The organism is Streptococcus mitis (assembly GCF_009496285.1).
Lineage (GTDB): Bacteria > Bacillota > Bacilli > Lactobacillales > Streptococcaceae > Streptococcus > Streptococcus mitis_BP.
In genome coordinates this window covers 46,020-69,865 of record NZ_WIJK01000007.1, presented here as the reverse complement: position 1 = coordinate 69,865, position 23,846 = coordinate 46,020, and the positions used below count along the sequence as shown (strand labels likewise).

Below are 23,846 nucleotides of genomic sequence, written 5' to 3'. Positions count from 1 at the left end.
GTCTTTCGGGGCTGAATATAGGAAATTCAGACTTGGGTTATTGATTTATGGTCTATCGCTTTTTGTGAAAATAAGCCTATTTATAGATATTTTAAATCAATTGGTAGAGGAAGTAGAGCAAGAATAAGAATAATTCACAAAAACTTTGTAAAACACTTGCAATTTAGCTGAAATTTGATAAAATAGTAAGGAAAGTTAGACTGTATTGCCTACTGTCTATCTATAAAATATATTTTATTGGAGGCTTTTACTCAAATGGCAAAAGAAAAATACGATCGTAGTAAACCACACGTTAACATTGGTACTATCGGACACGTTGACCACGGTAAAACTACCCTAACTGCAGCTATCACAACTGTTTTGGCACGTCGCTTGCCTTCAGCAGTTAACCAACCTAAAGACTATGCGTCTATCGATGCTGCTCCAGAAGAACGCGAACGCGGTATCACAATCAACACTGCGCACGTTGAGTACGAAACTGAAAAACGTCACTACGCTCACATCGACGCTCCAGGACACGCGGACTACGTTAAAAACATGATCACTGGTGCCGCTCAAATGGACGGAGCTATCCTTGTAGTAGCTTCAACTGACGGACCAATGCCACAAACTCGTGAGCACATCCTTCTTTCACGTCAGGTTGGTGTTAAACACCTTATCGTCTTCATGAACAAGATCGACTTGGTTGACGACGAAGAATTGCTTGAATTGGTTGAAATGGAAATCCGTGACCTTCTTTCAGAATACGACTTCCCAGGTGACGATCTTCCAGTTATCCAAGGTTCAGCTCTTAAAGCTCTTGAAGGTGACTCTAAATACGAAGACATCATCATGGAATTGATGAACACTGTTGATGAGTACATTCCAGAACCAGAACGTGACACTGACAAACCATTGCTTCTTCCAGTCGAAGACGTATTCTCAATCACTGGACGTGGTACAGTTGCTTCAGGACGTATCGACCGTGGTACTGTTCGTGTCAACGACGAAATCGAAATCGTTGGTATCAAAGAAGAAACTAAAAAAGCAGTTGTTACTGGTGTTGAAATGTTCCGTAAACAACTTGACGAAGGTCTTGCAGGAGACAACGTAGGTGTCCTTCTTCGTGGTGTTCAACGTGACGAAATCGAACGTGGACAAGTTATCGCTAAACCAGGTTCAATCAACCCACACACTAAATTCAAAGGTGAAGTTTACATCCTTACTAAAGAAGAAGGTGGACGTCACACTCCATTCTTCAACAACTACCGTCCACAATTCTACTTCCGTACTACTGACGTTACAGGTTCAATCGAACTTCCAGCAGGTACTGAAATGGTAATGCCAGGTGATAACGTGACAATCGACGTTGAGTTGATCCACCCAATCGCCGTAGAACAAGGTACTACATTCTCTATCCGTGAGGGTGGACGTACTGTTGGTTCAGGTATGGTTACAGAAATCGAAGCTTAATTCGATTTAGTTCCCAGAAGAACAATTATTTAAGTCAGACACTAAAAGAATCTTGCTATGCAAGGTTCTTTTTTTGCGATCAAAAGTGAGAGAGTTCCTTTTTTACAATTTCATAAAATCGTGGTAAAATGGTTAAATATTAAATTTGGAGAAAAATATGAAGTACAAGCGTATCGTATTTAAAGTTGGAACTTCATCCTTGACTCATAAAGATGGAAGTTTATCTCGAAGTAAAGTAAAAGCTATCACACAACAGCTTGCAATGCTGCATGAAGCAGGTCATGAGCTTATTTTGGTATCTTCTGGGGCTGTTGCGGCTGGTTTTGGTGCCTTGGGATTTAAGAAACGACCGACAAAGATTGCGGATAAGCAAGCTTCAGCTGCGGTTGGTCAAGGTTTGCTTTTGGAAGAATACACAACTAATTTGCTCTTAAGACAGATTGTTTCAGCGCAAATCTTGCTAACTCAGGATGATTTTGTCGATAAGCGACGTTATAAAAATGCCCATCAAGCTTTATCTGTCCTGCTTAATCGTGGTGCAATTCCTATCATCAATGAGAATGATAGTGTCGTTATTGACGAACTTAAGGTAGGAGATAATGATACACTTAGTGCTCAGGTTGCAGCAATGGTGCAGGCAGATCTTTTGGTCCTCTTAACAGATGTAGACGGTCTTTATACTGGTAATCCTAACTCGGATCCAAGAGCCAAACGCTTGGAGAGAATTGAGACCATCAATCGTGAAATTATTGATATGGCTGGTGGAGCTGGATCATCAAATGGAACTGGTGGCATGCTAACTAAGATAAAGGCAGCGACCATTGCGACAGAGTCAGGTGTTCCCGTTTATATCTGTTCTTCCTTGAAACCTGATGCTTTAATTGAAGCAGCTGAAGAAACTCTTGATGGTTCTTTCTTTGTTGCACAGGAGAAGGGGCTCCGTACCCAGAAACAATGGCTAGCCTTTTATGCCAAAAGTCAGGGAGCAATTTGGGTTGATAAAGGGGCTGCAGAAGCTCTCTCTCAACATGGAAAGAGTCTTCTTTTATCTGGTGTTGTTGATGCAGAAGGTGCCTTTTCTTACGGTGATATCGTGACAGTATTTGACAAGGAAAGTGGAAAATCACTTGGAAAAGGGCGTGTGCAATTTGGAGCATCTGCTTTGGAGGATATGTTGCGTTCTCAAAAAGCCAAGGGTGTCCTGATTCATCGTGATGACTGGATTTCTATCACTCCTGAAATCCAACTACTCTTTACAGAATTTTAGAGGTAAACTATGGTAAGTACACAAGAACAATTTGAAAAAGTACAGGCTGTTAAAAAATCAATTAACACAGCTAGTGAAGAGGTGAAAAATCAAGCCTTGCTAGCTATGGCCGATCACTTATTGGCAGCTACTGAAGAGATTTTATCAGCTAATGTTCGCGATATGGAAGCCGCTAAGGGGAAAATATCAGATGTTATGCTCGATCGTCTTTATTTGGATGCAGGTCGTATCCAAGCGATGGCAACAGGCATTCGTGATGTGGTTGCTTTACCAGATCCAATTGGTGAAGTCCTAGAAACAAGTCAGCTTGAAAATGGTTTGGTTATTTGCAAGAAGCGAGTTGCAATGGGGGTTATCGGTATTATCTATGAAAGCCGTCCTAATGTGACTTCTGATGCAGCTGCCCTTGCTCTCAAGAGTGGAAATGCGGTTGTCCTTCGGAGCGGTAAGGATGCCTACCAAATAGCTCATGCCATTGTCACAGCCTTGAAGAAGGGCTTGGAGACTACTACTATTCATCCAGACGTCATTCAATTAGTAGAAGATACTAGCCGTGAAAGTAGTTATGCCATGATGAAGGCTAAGGGTTATCTAGATCTTCTTATTCCTCGTGGGGGTGCTGGTTTGATCAATGCTGTCGTTGAGAATGCAATTGTACCTGTTATTGAAACAGGAACGGGTATTGTCCATGTATATGTGGATAAGGATGCAGATGAAGACAAGGCACTGTCTATTATCAATAACGCTAAAACTAGTCGTCCTTCAGTCTGCAATGCCATGGAAGTTCTGCTTGTTCATCAAGACAAGGCGGCAAGCTTTCTTCCTCGTTTGGAGCAAGTTCTGGTTGCCGATCGAAAAGAAGCTGGTCTTGAACCTATTCAATTCCGTTTAGATGAAAAAGCTAGTCAATTTATTTCAGGGATAGCAGCAGAGCCACAAGATTTTGATACCGAGTTTTTGAACTATATCTTAGCCGTTAAGGTCGTTTCTAGTCTTGAGGAAGCTGTAGAGCATATAGAAGTCCATAGCACCCATCATTCGGATGCGATTGTGACTGAAAATGCTGATGCTATAGCTTACTTTACAGATCAAGTGGACTCGGCAGCGGTTTATGTCAATGCTTCAACTCGTTTCACAGATGGTGGTCAATTCGGACTAGGATGTGAAATGGGGATTTCTACTCAGAAATTACATGCGCGTGGTCCAATGGGCTTGAAGGAATTGACCAGCTACAAATATGTGGTTACTGGTGATGGACAGATAAGGGAGTAAGAGATGAAGATTGGATTTATCGGCTTGGGGAATATGGGAGCTAGTTTGGCTAAGGCTGTCTTGCAGGCAAAAACGAGTCATCAGATTCTCCTTGCTAATCGTAGTCAAGCTAAGGTGGATGCTTTTATTGCCAATTATGGTGGTCTGGCTTCTAGCAATGACGAAATCTTTGCAGAAGCAGATGTGATTTTTCTAGGAGTAAAGCCAGCACAGTTCTCAGAACTACTTTCTCAATATCAGCAAGTCCTTGAGAAACGAGAAAGTCTTCTTTTGATTTCTATGGCTGCTGGTTTGACCTTGGAAAAACTCGCTAGTCTTCTTCCAAGTCACCATAGGATTATTCGTATTATGCCTAATACACCTGTTGCTATTGGGCAAGGAGTGATTAGCTATGCCTTGTCTGCAAATTGTCATCCAGAAGACAGTGAACTTTTTTGTCAACTTTTAGCAAGTGCAGGGCAGTTGGTTGAAATAAGTGATAGTTTAATAGATGCGGCAACAGGGCTTGCAGGTTGTGGTCCTGCCTTTGTCTATCTTTTCATCGAAGCCTTGGCGGATGCAGGTGTTCAGACAGGATTGCCACGAGAAATGGCTCTGAAAATGGCGGCTCAAACAGTAGTTGGTGCAGGTCAAATGGTCCTAGAAAGTCAGCAACATCCTGGAGTCTTGAAAGACCAAGTTTGCAGTCCAGGTGGTTCAACCATTGCTGGTGTAGCAAGTCTAGAAGAACATGCTTTTAGAGGAACCGTTATGGATGCTGTCAATCAAGCCTACAAAAAAACTCAAGAATTAGGCAAATAAGAGGTGAGTGTTAAAACTCACACTCTTTTTTTCTTACAAAGAAGGAAATGAAAAAAGCTTTTCACAAATCCCCATTTTTTTGATAGAATAGAAGAGAGAAAAATAGAAATGAGTCAGACATGTCAAAAGGATTTTTAGTCTCTCTTGAGGGACCAGAGGGAGCAGGAAAAACAAGCGTTCTTGAAGCCCTAATCCCTGTACTAGAGGATAGGGGAGTAGAAGTTTTAACAACCCGTGAACCAGGTGGGGTCTTAATTGGAGAAAAAATTCGCGAAGTTATCCTAGATCCTAGTCATACTGAAATGGATCCTAAGACTGAGCTTCTCCTCTATATTGCTAGTCGTCGACAACACTTGGTGGAAAAGGTCTTACCAGCACTTGCAGCTGGAAAACTGGTTATCATGGATCGATTTATTGATAGTTCGGTTGCTTATCAGGGCTTTGGGCGTGGTTTAGATATCGATGCCATTGATTGGCTTAATCAGTTTGCGACTGATGGACTGAAACCTGATTTAACTCTTTATTTTGATATTGAGGTCGAAGAGGGCCTGGCACGTATTGCTGCCAACAGTAATCGGGAAGTCAATCGTTTGGACATGGAAGGTCTGGATCTACACCGAAAAGTTCGTCAAGGTTACCTTTCTCTTATTGAAAGAGAAGGAAATCGCATCGAAAAAATCGATGCTAGCCTACCACTTGATCAAGTGATTGAAAATACGCAGCAGCTACTTTTTGACAGGATGGGATTAAGGAGATGAAACAAGAGCAATTAAGAGCTTGTCAACCTCTACAATTTGAACGTTTTGTTCATATCTTGGAGCAAGGACAACTCAATCACGCCTATCTTTTTTCAGGTAATTTTGGAAGTTTAGAGATGGCCCTTTTCTTGTCTAAAAGTCTCTTTTGTAGTGAGAAAACTGGTATTTTTCCTTGTGAAAAATGTCGGAATTGTAAATTGATTGAGCAGGAAGAGTTTCCTGATGTGACCATAATTAAACCTCTGAATCAAGTCATTAAGACGGAGCGTATTCGAGAATTAGTTGGTCAATTTTCCCAGTCTGGTATTGAAAATCAACGTCAGGTCTTTATTATCGAACAAGCAGAAAAAATGCATGTGAATGCTGCAAATTCACTCTTGAAGGTTATTGAAGAGCCACAAAGTGAGATTTATATTTTCTTTTTGACCGATGATGAGGAACAGATGTTACCAACAATTCGAAGTCGGACACAGATTTTCCAATTTAAGAAGCAAGTCTCTACTTTAATGTCACAGCTTGAAGAGGCTGGTTTAGTAAAAAATAAAGCTAAGCTATTGGCTCAGTTTAGTCAATCGCAGGCAGAGGCTGATAAGCTTGTCCATCAAGCAGGATTTTGGACACTAGTAGATGAAAGTGAACGCCTCTTTTCTTGGCTTTTAGCCCATAAAAAAGAATCCTATTTGCAAGTTGCAAAATTAACGAGTTTGGCTGATGATAAAGAAAAGCAAGATCAAGTGCTCAGGATTTTAGAGGTACTAGCTGGTCAAGAGATTCTCAATGTTTCAGCTCGAAATATTTTGCAAAATTTCGTCCAAACTCGTAAAATGTGGCGGGCCAATGTTAGCTTTCAAAACGCTTTGGAATACCTCGTTTTACAAAAAAATTTAAAGTAAAGATAGATTATAGAAAGGGCTGTAATGAATAAAAAAGAATTATTTGATGCTTTAGATGACTTTTCACAGCAATTGTTGGTAACCTTGGCAGACGTCGAAGCTATCAAGAAAAATCTCAAGAGTCTGGTAGAGGAAAATACAGCTCTTCGTTTAGAAAATGATAAACTGAGAGAACGTTTGGGAGAGGTTGAGGAGACAGCTCCAGCCAAAACGAAACATGTGAGGGAAAATGTCCGTCGCATTTATGAGGACGGTTTTCATGTTTGCCGTGACTTTTATGGCCAACGTCGGGAGCAAGATGCAGAATGTATGTTCTGTGATGAACTGTTGTTTAGGGAGTAAGTATGCAGATTCAAAAGAGTTTTAAGGGACAATCTCCCTATGGCAAGCTTTATCTAGTCGCAACGCCAATCGGTAATCTAGATGATATGACTTTTCGCGCTATTCAGACCTTGAAAGAGGTCGACTGGATTGCGGCAGAAGATACTCGTAATACTGGACTTTTGCTCAAGCATTTTGAGATCTCAACCAAGCAAATCAGTTTTCACGAACACAATGTCAAGGAAAAAATTCCTGATTTGATTGGTTTGTTGAAACAAGGTCAAAATCTTGCCCAAGTATCTGATGCAGGACTTCCTAGCATCTCAGACCCAGGTCATGATTTGGTCAAGGCTGCCATTGAAGAAGATATCGCAGTTGTCACAGTTCCAGGAGCTAGTGCAGGAATTTCTGCTTTGATTGCAAGCGGCTTGGCACCACAACCCCACATCTTTTATGGTTTTCTACCACGAAAGTCAGGCCAACAAAAGCAGTTTTTCGAAGCGAAAAAAGCTTATCCAGAAACTCAGATTTTCTATGAATCACCTCACCGTGTGGCGGATACGCTAGAAAATATGCTAGAAGTCTACGGTGATCGCTCGGTGGTTTTGGTCAGAGAATTGACTAAAATCTTTGAAGAATATCAGCGTGGAACTATTACTGAATTATTAGAAAGTATTTCTGAAACACCTCTTAAAGGCGAATGCCTTCTCATTGTGGAGGGTGCTAGTCAAGAAGTAGAAGATAAGGATGAAGAGGATTTATTTTCTGAAATTCAAGAGCGTATCCAACAAGGAATCAAGAAAAATCAAGCCATTAAGGAAGTCGCTAAGATTTATCAGTGGAATAAAAGCCAGCTATACGCCGCCTACCACGAATGGGAAGAGAAACAAGAAAACGACTAAACAGGGAAGTTTTCCTTCTTCCCTTTTTTTGTTATACTAGAATAAGAAAAAAATAGAAAGATTTGTGGGTGTCAAACAGTCTAATGACTTGTTCTGGAATGAACTTAAGTTTCACCCAAAGAGGTATTAGTGTCGTGTCTCAATCTTATATCAATGTTATCGGTGCTGGCTTGGCGGGTTCTGAAGCAGCCTACCAAATCGCAGAGCGTGGTATTCCAGTTAAGCTTTATGAAATGCGTGGTGTCAAGTCAACACCGCAACACAAAACTGACAATTTTGCAGAATTAGTGTGTTCTAATTCCTTGCGTGGAGATGCTCTTACAAATGCTGTTGGTCTCCTTAAGGAAGAAATGCGCCGCCTAGGTTCTCTAATCTTGGAATCCGCCGAAGCAACGCGTGTTCCTGCTGGTGGTGCTCTGGCGGTTGACCGTGATGGTTTCTCTCAAATGGTCACTGAAAAAATTGCTAATCATCCATTAATTGAAGTGGTACGCGATGAAATTACAGAATTGCCAACAGATGCTATTACAGTTGTAGCGACTGGTCCTTTGACTAGCGATGCCCTGGCTGAGAAAATTCATGCCCTTAATGACGGCGATGGCTTCTATTTCTACGATGCTGCAGCGCCTATTGTGGATGTTAATACGATTGATATGAACAAGGTTTATCTCAAATCTCGTTATGATAAGGGAGAAGCAGCCTATCTCAATGCTCCTATGACCAAGCAAGAGTTTATGAATTTCCATGAAGCCTTGGTTAATGCGGAAGAAGCTCCGTTGAATTCTTTCGAAAAAGAAAAATACTTCGAAGGATGTATGCCAATCGAAGTTATGGCTAAACGAGGCATCAAAACCATGCTTTATGGACCAATGAAACCGGTTGGCCTAGAGTATCCAGATGATTACAAAGGACCACGTGATGGTGACTTTAAAACACCTTATGCAGTCGTTCAACTTCGTCAGGATAATGCGGCAGGTAGTCTTTACAATATTGTTGGTTTCCAAACTCACCTTAAATGGGGAGAACAAAAGCGTGTCTTCCAAATGATTCCAGGTCTTGAAAACGCTGAGTTTGTTCGCTATGGAGTTATGCACCGTAATTCTTATATGGATTCACCAAATCTTCTTGAGCAAACTTATCGTTCTAAGAAACAGCCAAATCTATTCTTTGCTGGTCAGATGACGGGTGTGGAAGGCTATGTTGAGTCAGCGGCATCAGGTCTAGTAGCTGGTATTAATGCAGCTCGTCTTTTCAAGGGCGAAAGCGAGGCTATTTTCCCAGAGACAACAGCAATTGGAAGTCTAGCCCATTACATCACCCATGCTGACAGTAAACACTTCCAACCAATGAACGTCAATTTCGGAATTATCAAGGAATTGGAAGGCGACCGCATTCGTGATAAGAAGGCTCGTTATGAAAAAATTGCAGAGCGTGCCTTGGCTGATTTGGAAAACTATTTATCCGTTTAAAATTTTCAAAAGAATAACTCATGAGACTATAAAATTCTCAAAAAATGTGATAAAATAGTTTGAATAAAATAAAGGAGCGAAGTCAGGTGGAACCCAAATATAAACGTATTTTGATTAAGTTATCAGGTGAGGCCCTTGCTGGCGAACGTGGTGTCGGAATTGATATTAAAACAGTTCAAGCAATGGCTCAAGAAATTCAAGAAGTACATAACTTAGGTATTGAGATTGCCCTTGTTATTGGTGGAGGAAATCTCTGGCGTGGAGAACCTGCAGCAGAAGCTGGAATGGATCGTGTACAAGCAGACTATACAGGAATGCTTGGAACCGTTATGAATGCTCTTGTGATGGCAGATTCATTGCAACAAGTTGGTGTGGATACACGTGTTCAAACAGCCATTGCCATGCAACAAGTAGCAGAACCTTACGTTCGTGGTCGTGCCCTTCGTCATCTTGAAAAAGGACGCATTGTTATCTTTGGTGCGGGAATTGGTTCACCATACTTCTCAACAGATACAACAGCGGCTCTTCGTGCAGCTGAGATTGAAGCGGACGCTATCTTGATGGCTAAGAATGGGGTTGATGGTGTCTACAATGCTGATCCTAAAAAAGATAAGACAGCTGTTAAATTTGAAGAGTTGACTCACCGTGACGTGATTAATAAAGGTCTCCGTATCATGGACTCAACAGCTTCAACACTTTCAATGGACAATGATATTGACTTGGTAGTTTTCAACATGAACCAACCAGGAAATATTAAACGTGTTGTATTTGGTGAAAATATCGGAACTACAGTTTCAAATAATATCGAAGAAAAGGAATAAGAAATCATTATGGCAAACGCAATCGTAGAAAAAGCAAAAGAGAGAATGACCCAATCTCACCACTCACTTGCTCGTGAGTTTGGAAGTATTCGTGCTGGCCGTGCTAATGCTAGCTTGCTTGACCGCATCCACGTTGAGTACTATGGTGTTGAAACACCACTTAACCAAATTGCTTCTATCACAATCCCAGAAGCGCGTGTCTTGTTGGTAACACCATTTGACAAATCATCTTTGAAAGATATCGAACGTGCTTTGAATGCTTCAGACTTAGGTATTACACCAGCTAACGATGGTTCTGTTATTCGCTTGGTAATCCCAGCTCTCACAGAAGAAACTCGTCGTGATCTTGCTAAAGAAGTGAAAAAAGTTGGTGAAAATGCTAAAGTAGCTATCCGTAATATCCGTCGTGATGCTATGGATGAAGCTAAGAAACAAGAAAAAGCTAAAGAAATCACTGAAGATGAATTGAAGACTCTTGAAAAAGATATTCAAAAAGCAACAGACGATGCTGTTAAACACATCGACGAAATGACTGCCAACAAAGAAAAAGAAATCTTGGAAGTCTAAGAAATAAACAGAAAAACTCAGTTGGCATTGCTGGCTGAGTTTTATTCGAAAGAAGGAAATATGAATACAAATCTTGCAAGTTTTATCGTTGGACTCATCATCGATGAAAATGACCGCTTTTACTTTGTTCAAAAGGATGGTCAAACATATGCCCTAGCTAAAGAAGAAGGTCAGCATACAGTTGGTGATACGGTCAAAGGTTTTGCTTACACAGATATGAAGCAAAAATTGCGTCTCACTACTACAGAAGTGACTGCAACTCAGGAACAATTTGGTTGGGGAACCGTAACAGAGGTTCGTAAGGACCTTGGGGTTTTTGTTGATACAGGGTTACCAGACAAGGAAATCGTTGTGTCACTAGATATTCTCCCTGAACTTAAAGAACTCTGGCCAAAGAAAGGTGATCGACTTTATATTCGTCTAGAAGTGGATAAGAAGGACCGTATCTGGGGAATCTTAGCTTATCAGGAAGATTTCCAACGATTGGCACGTCCTGCCTACAATAACATGCAGAATCAAAATTGGCCTGCCATTGTTTACCGTCTCAAATTATCAGGAACCTTCGTCTATTTACCAGAGAACAACATGCTTGGATTTATCCATCCAAGTGAGCGCTATGCGGAACCTCGTTTGGGACAAGTTTTAGATGCGCGTGTCATTGGATTCCGTGAGGTTGACCGAACGCTTAATCTCTCTTTAAAACCACGCTCTTTTGAGATGTTGGAAAATGATGCGCAGATGATCTTGACTTATTTGGAAAGCAATGGTGGCTTCATGACCTTGAATGATAAGTCATCACCAGATGATATTAAGGCTACTTTCGGTATTTCAAAAGGTCAATTTAAAAAAGCACTCGGTGGTTTGATGAAGGCTGGAAAAATCAAGCAAGATCAGTTCGGCACAGAGTTGATTTAGGAGGCTTATGAGAAAATCATTTTATACTTGGCTGATGACCGAGCGCAATCCTAAAAGCAATAGTCCCAAAGCAATTTTAGCGGATCTTGCCTTTGAAGAATCCGCCTTTCCGAAACATTCAGATGATTTCGATCAAGTCAGTCGTTTTTTAGAGGAACATGCTAGCTTTTCCTTTAATATGGGAGACTTCGATCGTATCTGGCAGGAATATTTAGAACATTAAGGCTACTAGATGGGGTTGGGGATAGTAATTTCTCAGCCTCTTTGCTATAATATAGTCATTCAGTTTATCTTTTATGAGGATTTTCCTTATTTTGACAAGTATCGTTTACCAGAATTGTCAGAGTGTTAGGATTTTTGAAAGTTATTTCATTCTTAAAAGAAAACAAAAATGATAAAACGAAATAAGAGAATTAGAGAGGTTCTTTGTTTGAAGGAACATTCAATAGATATTCAACTGAGTCATCCAGATGACCTATTTCATCTTTTTGGGTCCAATGAGCGCCACCTTCGTCTGATGGAGGATGAGTTAGGTGTCATCATCCATGCTCGTACAGAGATTGTACAAGTTTTGGGAGAGGAGTCAGCTTGTGAGGAAGCCCGACAAGTTATTCAAGCCTTAATGGTCTTGGTTAATCGTGGAATGACTGTTGGAACTCCGGATGTGGTGACAGCCATTACCATGGTTAAGAATAATGAAATCGATAAGTTTGTCGCCCTCTATGAAGAAGAGATTATCAAGGATAATACTGGTAAGCCCATCCGTGTTAAAACCTTGGGTCAAAAGCTTTATGTGGATAGTGTCAAGCAACACGATGTGACCTTTGGGATTGGGCCGGCAGGAACAGGTAAGACTTTCTTAGCAGTGACTTTGGCCGTAACAGCCCTCAAGCGTGGACAAGTCAAGCGAATCATACTGACACGTCCAGCAGTGGAAGCAGGAGAGAGCTTAGGATTTCTTCCAGGGGATCTCAAGGAAAAGGTAGATCCTTATCTTCGTCCAGTTTATGATGCCTTGTACCAGATTCTTGGGAAGGATCAAACAACCCGTCTCATGGAACGTGAAATTATTGAAATTGCTCCTCTAGCCTATATGCGTGGGCGTACCTTGGATGATGCCTTTGTCATTCTCGATGAGGCGCAAAATACGACTATCATGCAGATGAAGATGTTCTTGACACGCCTTGGATTTAATTCTAAGATGATTGTCAATGGGGATATTAGTCAGATTGACCTACCTCGGAACGTCAAGTCAGGTTTGATTGATGCTCAAGAAAAACTCAAGAATATTCATCAGATTGACTTTGTTCATTTCTCAGCCAAGGATGTGGTTCGCCACCCAGTTGTAGCTCAAATTATCAGAGCCTATGAACCTCTACCTGTCAAAGCTGAAGAAAGTGAAGAAGAAAGAGAATAAGGAAAAAGGACCTAGGTAAAAACTAGCTTCTAAATAAAACCACACAGTGATTCCAGTCTTGAATATAATCAAGCTGAAAGAAACACTGTGTGGTTTTTGAATAGTGGATGTTTTAGAGGCTAGATTCTTGGCCAACTTGGTGAGATTCATGCTCATAAAGATGAATCCTATCTCTGTTGCGACAGCTTGTTTACCTCTGACACGCACTCTGCGCACGCCAAAAACACTCTTCAATCTACCAAAAATGGGTTCAACATCGATTTTCTGTTTTGCATAGATTCGAGAGCCTTCTTCACTATGTAATGTTTGCTTAAGGAGTTCCTTAAAGTAATTCCAAGTTGGATTATAATGGATTTGTTTCTGATTTCCACTATCTGTTTTAGCTAACTGTTCTAACTCAGGAGTATCTTGAACTTTATCCGCCTCGTAAATCTTGAAATCACGTTGAAAGCCATCCTTATCAGTTCGACTAGAGTAGTTCTTAAAGGAATAAACTAGGCCATCGGGCTTTATAAACCGGTCCGTGTCTTCAAGATATTCCCAGTTCATTGGGTTATCTGTGCTCGTTTAGTACTTTTTAGTCAATTTTGATTAGGTTGTTGGCATGTTTACTGGAGCGGAAGTTATTAATCGTTTTATAGCTAACATAGGTATCTTGGCTGAACCATTTCATGGGAATGACTTCTTCGTTCATTTGAACGATTTTACGTCCAAAGAACACTTGACGAGCATAAGCGAACAGGATCATCTTCATGAGCATGGCTGGATGAAAGGCAGGGCGGCCAGTGTAGGAAGTCTCTTCCAATAGAACTTGACTAGGAATACTGTCCACAAAGAGGCTAATCATTCTCGCTTCGTGATATCGTAGGTAAGATTCACCTCCAAACTTAACTGAGTTTTTGGTGGTTTTAGTAGTGGTTCAACTTGATTGCTACTACTTTTGATGGTGTGAATGTATTTATAATGTATTCCAGTTAACCACGAAAGCTTTGGATTTTATAAAATTAACACACATTAATAAAAAAATTAACCTGTGTTAATTTTTTCTTGACTTAAATTTTTTTAATTGATATACTATTTTTCAGAGAGTTAACAATTATATATAAATGTACTACTCTATTTCCTAGATAATACTTATACTCAATGAAAATCAAAGAGCAAACTAGAAAACTATCTGCAGGTTGCTCAAGGCACTGCTTTGAGGTTGTAGATAGAGCTGACGAAGTCAGTAACATATATTCGGCAAGGCGACGTTGACGCAGTTTGAATTTGATTTTCGAAGAGTATTAGTAAAACTTTTTATAACAAAGGCTAGCAAAGTTAAAGTTTTCTATCTATCGGAAGTTAAATAAATATGTAAGGAATTAAAATGAAAAAAAGTACAGTATTGTCATTAACTACAGCTGCAGTTATTTTAGCAGCATATGTCCCTAACGAGGTAGTCTTAGCAGAAACATCTAGTTCTGAAGATGCTGTAACTATCTCTGATAAAGAAAAAGTAGCAGTAGATAAGGAAACAGAAAATAAAGAGAAACATGAAGATATTCATATAGATATGGAAAGTTCACAGGATTTTAAAGAGAAGAAAACAACAGTCATTGAGGAAAAAGAAGTTGTTAGTAAAAATCCTGTGATAGACAATAACACTAGCAATGAAGAAGCAAAAATCAAAGAAGAAAATTCCAATCAATCCCAAGGAGATAAAGCGGACTTGTCTGCAAGTAAAGACTCAGAAAGTCCCAAAAAAGAGGATAAACTTGTCTATATTGCTGAATTTAAAGATAAAGAATCTGGAGAAAAAGCAATCAAGGAATTATCCAATCTTAAGGATACAAAAGTTTTATATACTTATGATACGGTTTTTAATGGTGTTGCAATAGAAACAACTCCAGATAATCTGGACAAAATTAAACTAATAGAAGGTATCTCATCGGTTGAACGATCACAAAAAGTCCAGCCAATGATGAATCATGCTAGGAAGGAAATTGGAGTTGAAGAGGCAATTGATTACCTAAAATCTATCAATGCTCCATTTGGTAAAAATTTTGATGGTAGAGGTATGGTCATTTCAAATATCGATACCGGGACAGACTATAGGCATAAGGCCATGAGGATTGATGATGATGCTAAAGGCTCAATGAGATTCAAAAAAGAAGACTTAAAAGGTACTGATAAAAATTTCTGGTTGAGTGACAAAATCCCTCATGCTTTCAATTATTATAATGGTGGTAAAATCACTGTAGAAAAAGCTGATGATGGAAGCGATTATTTTGATCCACATGGAATGCATATTGCAGGGATTCTTGCGGGAAATGATACTGAAAAAGATATTAAAAACTTTAACGGAATAGATGGAATTGCTCCTAATGCACAGATCTTCTCTTATAAAATGTACTCTGACGCAGGATCTGGCTTCGCAGGAGATGAAACAATGTTTCATGCTATTGAAGATTCGATCAAACACAATGTCGATGTTGTTTCGGTATCATCTGGCTTTACAGGAACAGGTCTTGTAGGTGAGAAATATTGGGAAGCTATTAGAGCGTTAAGAAAAGCAGGCATTCCAATGGTTGTAGCTACGGGTAACTATGCGACTTCTGCTTCAAGTTCTTCATGGGATTTAGTGGCAAATAATAATCTGAAAATGACCGACACTGGAAATGTAACACGAACTGCAGCACATGAAGATGCGATAGCAGTTGCTTCTGCTAAAAATCAAACAGTTGAGTTTGATAAAGTTAACATAGGTGGAGAAAGTTTTAAATACAGAAATATAGGGGCCTTTTTCGATAAGAATAAAATCACAACAAATGAAGATGGTTCAAACGCTCCTGATAAATTGAAATTTGTATATATAGGCAAAGGTCAAGACCAAGATTTGATAGGATTGGATCTTAAGGGCAAAATTGCAGTAATGGATCGAATTTATACCAAGGATTTAAAAGATGCTTTTAAAAGAGCAACGGATAAGGGTGCACGCGCCATTATGGTTGTAAATACTGTCAATTATTACAATAGAGATAATTGGACAGAGCTTCCAGCCATGGGATATGAAGCGGATGAAGGGACTAAAAGTCAAGTATTTTCAATTTCAGGAGATGATGGTGTAAAGCTATGGAACATGATTAATCCTGATAAAAAAACGGAGGTTAAAAGAAATAGTAAGGAAGATTTCAAAGATAAATTGGAGCAATACTATCCAATTGATATGGCCAGCTATAATTCTAATAAACCGAATGTAGGTGATGAAAAAGAGATTGACTTTAAGTTTGCACCTGACACAGACAAAGAATTGTATAAAGAAGATGTCATAGTTCCAGCAGGATCCACATCTTGGGGACCGAGAACAGATTTGCTTTTAAAACCTGATGTCTCAGCACCAGGTAAAAACATTAAATCCACTCTCAATGTCATTAATGGGAAATCAACTTATGGTTATATGTCAGGGACTAGTATGGCAACTCCTATCGTGGCAGCTTCTACTGTTTTGATTAGACCAAAGTTAAAGGAAATGCTTGAAAGACCTGCCTTGAAAAATCTTAAGGGAGATGACAAAATAGACCTTACAAGTCTTACAAAAATTGCCCTACAAAATACTGCACGGCCTATGATGGATGCGACTTCTTGGAAAGAAAAAAGTCAATACTTTGCATCACCTAGACAACAGGGAGCAGGGCTAATTAATGTTGCCAATGCTTTGAGAAATGAAGTTGTAGCGACTTTTAAAAACACGGATTCTAAAGGTTTGGTAAACTCTTATGGTTCTATTTCTCTTAAAGAAATAAAAGGAGATAAAAAATACTTTACAATTAAGCTTCACAATACATCAAACAGACCTTTAACCTTTAAAGTTTCAGCATCAGCGGTAACTACAGACGCTCTAACTAATAGACTAAAACTGGATGAAACATACAAAGATGAAAAATCTCCAGATGGGAAGCAAATTGTTCCAGAAATTCACCCAGAGAAAGTAAAAGATGCAAATATCACATTTGAGCATGACACTTTCACTATAGCCCCAAATTCTAGCTTTGATTTAAATGCGGTTATAAACGTTGGGGAGGCTAAAAATAAAAATAAATTTGTAGAATCATTTATTCATTTTGAATCAGTGGAAGAAATGGAAGCTCTAAACTCTAACGGGAAGAAAATAAACTTCCAACCTTCTTTATCGATGCCTCTAATGGGATTTGCTGGGAATTGGAACCATGAACCAATCCTTGATAAATGGGCCTGGGAAGAAGGATCAAAATCAAAAACAATGGAAGGTTATGATGATGATGGTAAACCAAAAATTCCAGGAACCTTAAATAAGGGAATTGGTGGAGAACATGGTATAGATAAATTTAATCCAGCAGGAGTTATACAAAATAGAAAAGATAAAAATACAACATCCCTAGATCAAAATCCAGAATTATTTGCTTTCAATAACGAAGGGATCAACGCACCATCATCAAGTGGTTCTAATATTGCTAAAATTTATCCTTTAGATTCAAATGGAAATCCTCAAGATGCTCAACTTGAGAGAGGATTAACACCTTCTCCACTTGTATTAAGAAGTGCAGAAGAAGGATTGATTTCAATAGTAAATACAAATAAAGAGGGAGAAAATCAAAAAGACTTAAAAGTCATTTCGAGAGAACACTTTATTAAAGGAATTTTAAATTCTAAGAGAAATGATGCAAAGGGAATCAAATCTTCAAAACTAAAAGTTTGGGGTGACTTGAAGTGGGATGGACTCATCTATAACCCTAGAGGTAGAGAAGAAAATGCACCAGAAAGTAAGAATAACCAAGATCCTGCTACTAAGATAAGAGGTCAATTTGAACCAATTGCAGAAGGTCAATATTTCTATAAATTTAAATATAGATTAACTAAAGATTATCCATGGCAGGTTTCCTATATTCCTGTAAAAATTGATAACACAGCCCCTAAGATTGTTTCGGTTGATTTTTCAAATCCTGAAAAAATTAAGTTGATTACAAAGGATACTTATCATAAGATAAAAGATCAATACAAGAATGAAACCCTATTTGCGAGAGATCAAAAAGAACATCCTGAAAAATTTGATGAGATTGCAAACGAAGTTTGGTATGCTGGTGCCGCTCTTGTTAATGAAGACGGAGAGGTTGAGAAAAATCTTGAAGTAACTTATGCAGGTGAGGGTCAAGGAAGAAATAGGAAACTTGACAAAGACGGAAATACCATTTATGAAATTAATGGTGCAGGAGATTTAAGAGGAAAAATCATTGAAGTCATTGCATTAGATGGATCTAGCAATTTCACAAAGATTCATAGAATTAAATTTGCTGATCATGCTGATGAAAAGGGAATGATTTCCTATTATCTAGTAGATCCTGATCAGGATTCATCTAAATACCAAAAACTTGGCGAGATTTCCGAATCTAAATTTAAAAATTTAGAAAATAGAAAAGAGGATAGTCTTAAAAAAGATACAACTGAGGTAGAACATCATCAAGAAAATGAAGAATCTATCGAAGAAAAATCTAGCTTGACTATTCATAAAACGATTTCAACAATTAGAGAGTTTGAAAGTAAAGACTTGAAGAAACTCATTAAAAAGAAATTTAGAGAAGTTGATGACTTTACAAGTGAAACTGGTAAGAGGACAGAAGAATACGATTATAAATACGATGATAAGGGAAATATCATTGCTTATGACGATGGTAGTGCCTTAGAATATGAAACTGAAAAACTTGACGAAATCAAATCAAAAATTTATGGTGTTCTAAGCCCGTCTAAAAATGGACACTTTGAAATTCTTGGAAAGATAAGTAATGTTTCTAAAAATGCCAAGGTATATTATGGAAATAATTATAAATCTATAGAAATCAAAACGACCAAGTATGATTCCCACTCAAAAACGATGACATTTGATTTATACGCTAATATTAATGATATTGTGGATGGATTAGCTTTTGCAGGAGATATGAGATTCTTTGTTAAAGATGATAATCAGACAAAAGCTGAAACTAAAATTAGAATGCCTGAAAAAAATAAGGAAACTAAAGCAGAATATCCCTATGCATCAAGTTATGGGAATGTAATAGAATTAGGAGAAGGAGATCTTTCAAAAAATAAACCAAACAATTTAACGGATATGGAATCTGGTAAAATCTATTCTGATTCAGAAAAACAACAATATCTATTAAAGGATAATATCATTCTGAGAAAAGGCTATGCACTAAAAGTGACTACCTATAATCCTGGAAAAACGGATATGTTAGAAGGAAATGGAGTCTATAGCAAGGAAGATATAGCAAAAATACAAAAGGCCAATCCTAATCTAAGAGCCTTATCAGAAAAAATAATTTATGCTGATAGTAGAAATGTTGAAGATGGAAGAAGTACTCAATCCGTATTAATGTCGGCTTTGGACGGCTTTAACATTGTAAGGTATCAAGTGTTTAGATTTAAAATGAACGATAAAGGGGAGGCAATCGATAAAGATGGAAATCTTGTAACAGATCCTTCTAAACTTGTATTATTTGGTAAAGATGATAAAGAGTACACTGGAGAGGATAAGTCCAATGTAGAAGCTATAAAAGAAGATGGCTCTACGTTATTTATTGATGCAAAACCAGTAAACCTTTCAATGGACAAGAACTACTTTAATCCATCTAAATCTAATAAAATTTATGTACGAAATCCAGAATTTTATTTAAGAGGTAAGATTTCTGATAAGGGTGGTTTTAACTGGGAGTTGAGAGTTAATGAATCTGTTGTAGATAATTATTTAATCTACGGAGATTTACACATTGATAACACTAGAGATTTTAACGTTAAGCTTAATGTTAAAGACGGTGACATCATGGACTGGGGAATGAAAGACTATAAAGCAAACGGATTCCCAGATAAGGTAACAGATATGGATGGAAATGTTTATCTTAAAACTGGCTATAGCGATTTGAATGCGAAAGCGGTTGGAGTACACTATCAATTTTTATATGATAATGTCAAACCCGAAGTAAACATTGATCCTAAGGGAAATACTAGTATTGAATATGCTGACGGAAAATCTGTAGTCTTTAACATCAATGATAAAAGAAATAATGGATTCGATGGTGAGATTCAAGACAAACATATTTATGTAAATGGAAAAGAATATAAATCATTTGATGATATTAAACAACTAACAGATAAGACACTAAACATTAAGATTGTTGTAAAAGATTTTGCAAGAAATACGACCGTAAAAGAATTCATTTTAAACAAAGATACGGGAGAGGTGAGCGAATTAAAAGCTCATACGGTGACTGTGACCATTCAAAATGGAAAAGAAATGAGTTCAACGATAGTGTCGGAAGAAGATTTCATTTTACCTGTCTATAAGGGTAAATTAGAAAAAGGCTATCAATTTGATGGTTGGGAAATTTCTGGTGTCGAAGGGAAAAAAGACGTTGGCTATGTTATTAATGTGTCAAAAGATATCCTTATAAAACCTGTATTCAAGAAAATAGAGGAGAAAAAGGAGGAGGAAAATAAACCTACTTTTGATGTATCGAAAAAGAAAGATAAGGTGCAAGCAAATCATAATCAATTAGATGAAAGTCACAGAAAAGAGGATTTCCAAAGAGAAAATCATTCACACAAATCTGATTCAACTAAGGATGTCACAGCTACAGTTCCTGTACAAGTAAATTATAGTCAATTAGATGAAAGTCAAAGATCTGATTCAACTGAGGATGTCAAAGTTATAGTTCCTGATGAAAATGATAAAAACTTTGAAAATAAGAAGGAAGTTTATCTTAATGAACTAGAGAACATAGATAATAAACATACCAATATTGATAGTAAATCAACTACTAACAATGATAGGTTGCCAAAAACCGGAACAGTTAGCGAAGTCTTCACGTCATTGGTTGCCGGAATAATGTTTACTGTAGGTGCATTTCTTGGATTAAAGAAAAAAGATCAAGATTAAGAAAAAGCTATAGATAAAAAATTGGTTTACGTACTGAGATTAGCTAGTGTGATGATGAAACAGTTTTGTGAAAATAGCCATTTTTAACTCAAATAGTTAGTTTGCTTTGATATTGATACCCTTTTTGGATTTATGAATGGACTTAGTTTAGGTAAGTAATGAATTGATTGAAAGGGTTAGTGTTGACAAATATGGATCACGTTGATTAGAAAATAGAGTCTACCAAAATTTAAATTATAAACCATGACATCAGAAAACGAGCATCTCCAAGAACGGAAATGCTCGTTTTTGAGATTTAGAAGCTAGTTTTTACGTAGCATTCTATTTTTGTAGTTTAAATTTATAAATTATTTTAGACAAGTTCACTGATTGAAGTGAAGTCACGATCCAAGCCTTCTGCAACTGGTTGGCTGGTGAGATATCCTTGATAGGTTGTTACACCTTCAAGCAAGCCTGCGTCTTCAAGGATAGCTTTCTTAAATCCTTTACCTGCCAAGGCTTCGATATAAGGAAGAGTCACATTTGTAAGGGCAATCGTAGATGTGCGAGCAACAGCTCCAGGAATGTTAGCAACGGCATAGTGAAGAACACCGTGTTTTTCATAGACTGGTTCATCGTGAGTTGTCACACGGTCAGCTGTTGCGATAACACCACCTTGGTCAACAGCAACGTCAACAATGACAGAACCAGGACGCATTTGTTTGACCATTTCATCTGTTACCAATTTCGGAGCTTTGGCACCAGGAATCAAGACAGCACCGATAACAACATCTGCTTCACGCACACTTGCTTCGATATTAAATGGGTTAGACATGAGTGTTTGGATTTGGTGGCCAAAGACATCTTCTAGGACAGAGAGACGTTTAGCACTGATATCAAGAATGGTTACTTGAGCTCCCAAACCAAGAGCGATGCGAGCTGCGTGTGTACCAACGACACCACCACCGATAATGGTTACTTTTCCTTTTGGAACACCAGGAACACCACCCAAGAGAACACCAGAACCGCCAGCTTGTTTCGTCAAGAAATGAGCTCCGATTTGGACAGCCATACGACCAGCAACCTCACTCATTGGAACTAATAAAGGAAGTTGTCCTTGAGTATCACGGACTGTCTCATACGCAACACCAGTTGTTTTAGCTGCAAGCATAGCATCAGCCAATTCTGGAGCAGCTGCCATGTGCAAGTAGGTGAAGAGAAGTAAATCCTCACGCAAGAATTGATATTCACTAGCAAGGGGTTCTTTTACTTTGACAACTAATTCTGCAGCCCAGGCTTCAGCAGCAGTTGCGACAATTTCTGCTCCTTGCATTTCATAGTCAGCATCAGTAAAACCAGATCCAAGTCCAGCATTTGTTTCGATAAGGACACGGTGGCCACGACCAACGAGACTTTGTACACCAGCAGGTGTCAGAGCAACACGATTTTCATTATTTTTAATTTCCTTTGGAATTCCAATTAGCATAGGATAACTCACTTTCTATTACGCTGTTTCAATTTTTGTATCACATCATTCTTTAGAGTTTTTGTGATGACTTTATTGTATATGAAACCGTTTTAAAAGGCAAGGGAAATTATTGATTTGTATTGTATTTTTTGTTAAGCTTTTAGAAAATAAACTTAATTTAGTGAGGGACAAGCTGCGTGATTATTTATGAAGATGCCAATATAGATTCTTCTCTTATTCACTTTACATCCGCATTTAATATCTATGCGGGACGATGGGAGATTATTGGTGACTATAGAAGAAGGGAGGAGTATTTACAGTATTTGATTTCGCAATTATATGATTATTCAACTAAAAATAAATTTAATCTATATTTAGTATTAGGAGATGATTACTTTAATGATAATACTAGAATATCCCAATATTATAAACTTTGGAAATTGCTAAAAAAGCAACACCTAGAAGTTAGAAATTCAATTTATTCTGATGAGATTATGATTACGAAAAATCATAAAGTGAAATTTTTTGGTGGAATTCAAATATTAGGTAGAGAGTCTGTTCCAGATATTGTTTCAATCTTGCTAGCAAAACAAACGGCTCATTTATTATTGTTGCCAGAGGGACTTGAAGTTACAACTTTTTTACAGTCAGGTTTTTCAAAGATAATAGCTGAAAATAGCGAGTATATTGAAAATGTGGTTGGTAGTGGTGGAATAGTTTTATTTCGTGAAGGTTATTTTGACGATAGGAACACAGGCTTTATAGGTTTTGGAGGATTACCCTTAATTACTAAAGATTTATTTGGAAAATAGGTAACAATAATTGGAAGTTTATGAATGAAACTAAGAGAGTAACATTTTTATAATTAGAAAATATCTTTGAAAGAAGTGTTTTTTTCATTATCCACATGAAAAACTTGTAAACCTATTTCTTTTATGCTATTCTTTTAGCAACCTATTTTCGGAGGTGTAATCATGGAATCACTATTTATCAAACTAGCTAAGCATCCAATTATCGAAACAGAACGCTTAGTGCTTAGACCAGTAACGCTCGATGATGCAGAAGCTATGTTTGAGTATGCCTCAGATATAGAAAATACACGCTATACTTTTCCAACCAATCAAAGTTTAGAGGAAACCAAGAATAATATTGCCCAGTTTTATCTAGCCAATCCCTTGGGGCGATGGGGAATTGAACTAAAAAGTACTGGAGAGTTTATCGGAACTATTGACCTGCACAAGATGGACACTGTTCTTAAGAAGGCAGCCATTGGTTATATTATCCATCAAAAATATTGGAATCAAGGTTTGACGACAGAAGCCAACAGAGCTGTAATTGAACTGGCTTTTGAAAAGATTGGGATGAATAAGTTGACGGCCCTTCACGATAAGGATAATCCTGCGTCAGGAAAAGTCATGGAGAAATCAGGTATGCACTTCTCCCACGAAGAACCATATGCTAGAATGGACTATAAAGAACCAGGACGAATTGTAACACGTGTACATTACATTTTAACCAAGGAGGATTATTTTGCAAATAAGTAAGCAGTTGAAAAGATTTTTCAGCTGTTTTTTCTTTCTCTTACGAATAAGCTAAGAG

General features: G+C 38.1%; 18 protein-coding genes and 1 pseudogene. 17 read left to right on the top strand and 2 right to left on the bottom strand.

Going from position 1 to position 23,846, the window contains the following annotated elements:
• The first annotated feature begins 255 nt into the window (after positions 1-255).
• The 14 genes from tuf to GEZ89_RS03600 all read left to right on the top strand — a co-directional run bounded on the left by tuf (position 256) and on the right by GEZ89_RS03600 (position 12,855).
• A complete protein-coding gene (tuf, locus tag GEZ89_RS03665) occupies positions 256-1,452 on the top strand; it encodes an elongation factor Tu (protein ID WP_001040718.1) in 1,197 nt (398 codons plus the stop codon).
• Positions 1,453-1,609: 157 nt separating this feature from the next.
• The gene (gene proB, locus GEZ89_RS03660; RefSeq protein WP_153225002.1) at positions 1,610-2,719 is read left to right on the top strand and encodes a glutamate 5-kinase; all 1,110 of its coding nucleotides are present in this window, start codon (positions 1,610-1,612) and stop codon (positions 2,717-2,719) included.
• 9 nt (positions 2,720-2,728) lie between these two features.
• The gene (locus tag GEZ89_RS03655) at positions 2,729-3,991 is read left to right on the top strand and encodes a glutamate-5-semialdehyde dehydrogenase (RefSeq protein ID WP_153225001.1); all 1,263 of its coding nucleotides are present in this window, start codon (positions 2,729-2,731) and stop codon (positions 3,989-3,991) included.
• Between the two features lie 3 nt (positions 3,992-3,994).
• Entirely contained in the window at positions 3,995-4,792 is a 798-nt protein-coding gene (gene proC / locus GEZ89_RS03650; RefSeq protein ID WP_153225000.1) for a pyrroline-5-carboxylate reductase, read from the top strand.
• 119 nt (positions 4,793-4,911) lie between these two features.
• On the top strand, positions 4,912-5,550 hold the full coding sequence (gene tmk, locus GEZ89_RS03645; RefSeq protein WP_045763718.1) for a dTMP kinase: 639 nt from the start codon (positions 4,912-4,914) through the stop codon (positions 5,548-5,550).
• A complete protein-coding gene (locus tag GEZ89_RS03640; RefSeq protein ID WP_153224999.1) occupies positions 5,547-6,443 on the top strand; it encodes a DNA polymerase III subunit delta' in 897 nt (298 codons plus the stop codon). Before tmk ends, GEZ89_RS03640 begins: the two co-directional genes overlap by 4 nt.
• 24 nt (positions 6,444-6,467) lie before the next feature.
• Entirely contained in the window at positions 6,468-6,785 is a 318-nt protein-coding gene (yabA, locus tag GEZ89_RS03635; protein WP_001034369.1) for a DNA replication initiation control protein YabA, read from the top strand.
• 2 nt (positions 6,786-6,787) lie between these two features.
• Entirely contained in the window at positions 6,788-7,666 is an 879-nt protein-coding gene (gene rsmI, locus GEZ89_RS03630; RefSeq protein WP_153224998.1) for a 16S rRNA (cytidine(1402)-2'-O)-methyltransferase, read from the top strand.
• Positions 7,667-7,800: 134 nt separating this feature from the next.
• On the top strand, positions 7,801-9,135 hold the full coding sequence (trmFO, locus tag GEZ89_RS03625) for a methylenetetrahydrofolate--tRNA-(uracil(54)-C(5))-methyltransferase (FADH(2)-oxidizing) TrmFO (RefSeq protein WP_322741476.1): 1,335 nt from the start codon (positions 7,801-7,803) through the stop codon (positions 9,133-9,135).
• 86 nt (positions 9,136-9,221) lie between these two features.
• Positions 9,222-9,956: a UMP kinase gene (gene pyrH, locus GEZ89_RS03620; protein WP_000433488.1), complete on the top strand. Its 735-nt coding sequence runs from the start codon at positions 9,222-9,224 to the stop codon at positions 9,954-9,956.
• 9 nt (positions 9,957-9,965) lie between these two features.
• Positions 9,966-10,523 carry a ribosome recycling factor gene (gene frr / locus GEZ89_RS03615; protein WP_001262232.1) on the top strand — a complete coding sequence of 186 codons (558 nt, stop codon included), beginning with the start codon at positions 9,966-9,968 and terminating at the stop codon, positions 10,521-10,523.
• 60 nt (positions 10,524-10,583) lie between these two features.
• Positions 10,584-11,438, top strand: a complete 855-nt coding sequence (gene cvfB, locus GEZ89_RS03610; protein WP_153224996.1) for an RNA-binding virulence regulatory protein CvfB — start codon at positions 10,584-10,586, stop codon at positions 11,436-11,438.
• Between the two features lie 7 nt (positions 11,439-11,445).
• On the top strand, positions 11,446-11,661 hold the full coding sequence (locus GEZ89_RS03605; RefSeq protein ID WP_153224995.1) for a YozE family protein: 216 nt from the start codon (positions 11,446-11,448) through the stop codon (positions 11,659-11,661).
• Positions 11,662-11,868: 207 nt separating this feature from the next.
• Positions 11,869-12,855 carry a PhoH family protein gene (locus GEZ89_RS03600; protein ID WP_153225011.1) on the top strand — a complete coding sequence of 329 codons (987 nt, stop codon included), beginning with the start codon at positions 11,869-11,871 and terminating at the stop codon, positions 12,853-12,855.
• On the opposite strand, the pseudogene GEZ89_RS09550 reads toward GEZ89_RS03600, so the two are convergent.
• Positions 12,814-13,800: pseudogene (locus GEZ89_RS09550) on the bottom strand (transposase). The gene GEZ89_RS03600 and the pseudogene GEZ89_RS09550 sit on opposite strands and share 42 nt — an antisense overlap.
• Positions 13,801-14,224: 424 nt before the next feature.
• On the opposite strand from GEZ89_RS09550, the gene GEZ89_RS03585 reads away from it, so the two are divergent.
• Positions 14,225-20,800 (top strand): S8 family peptidase, encoded by a 6,576-nt coding sequence (locus GEZ89_RS03585; RefSeq protein WP_153224992.1) that lies wholly within the window; start codon positions 14,225-14,227, stop codon positions 20,798-20,800.
• Positions 20,801-21,152: 352 nt separating this feature from the next.
• Here the strand turns inward: GEZ89_RS03585 and ald are convergent, their stop codons facing one another.
• Positions 21,153-22,265: an alanine dehydrogenase gene (gene ald, locus GEZ89_RS03580; RefSeq protein WP_153224991.1), complete on the bottom strand. Its 1,113-nt coding sequence runs from the start codon at positions 22,263-22,265 to the stop codon at positions 21,153-21,155.
• A gap of 179 nt (positions 22,266-22,444) precedes the next feature.
• Between ald and GEZ89_RS03575 the strand changes: the two genes are divergently transcribed.
• Together GEZ89_RS03575 and GEZ89_RS03570 are read left to right on the top strand one after the other, a co-directional pair.
• Positions 22,445-23,059, top strand: a complete 615-nt coding sequence (locus GEZ89_RS03575) for a hypothetical protein (RefSeq protein WP_153224990.1) — start codon at positions 22,445-22,447, stop codon at positions 23,057-23,059.
• 162 nt (positions 23,060-23,221) lie between these two features.
• A complete protein-coding gene (locus GEZ89_RS03570) occupies positions 23,222-23,791 on the top strand; it encodes a GNAT family N-acetyltransferase (protein ID WP_075231239.1) in 570 nt (189 codons plus the stop codon).
• The last annotated feature ends 55 nt before the right edge of the window (positions 23,792-23,846 follow it).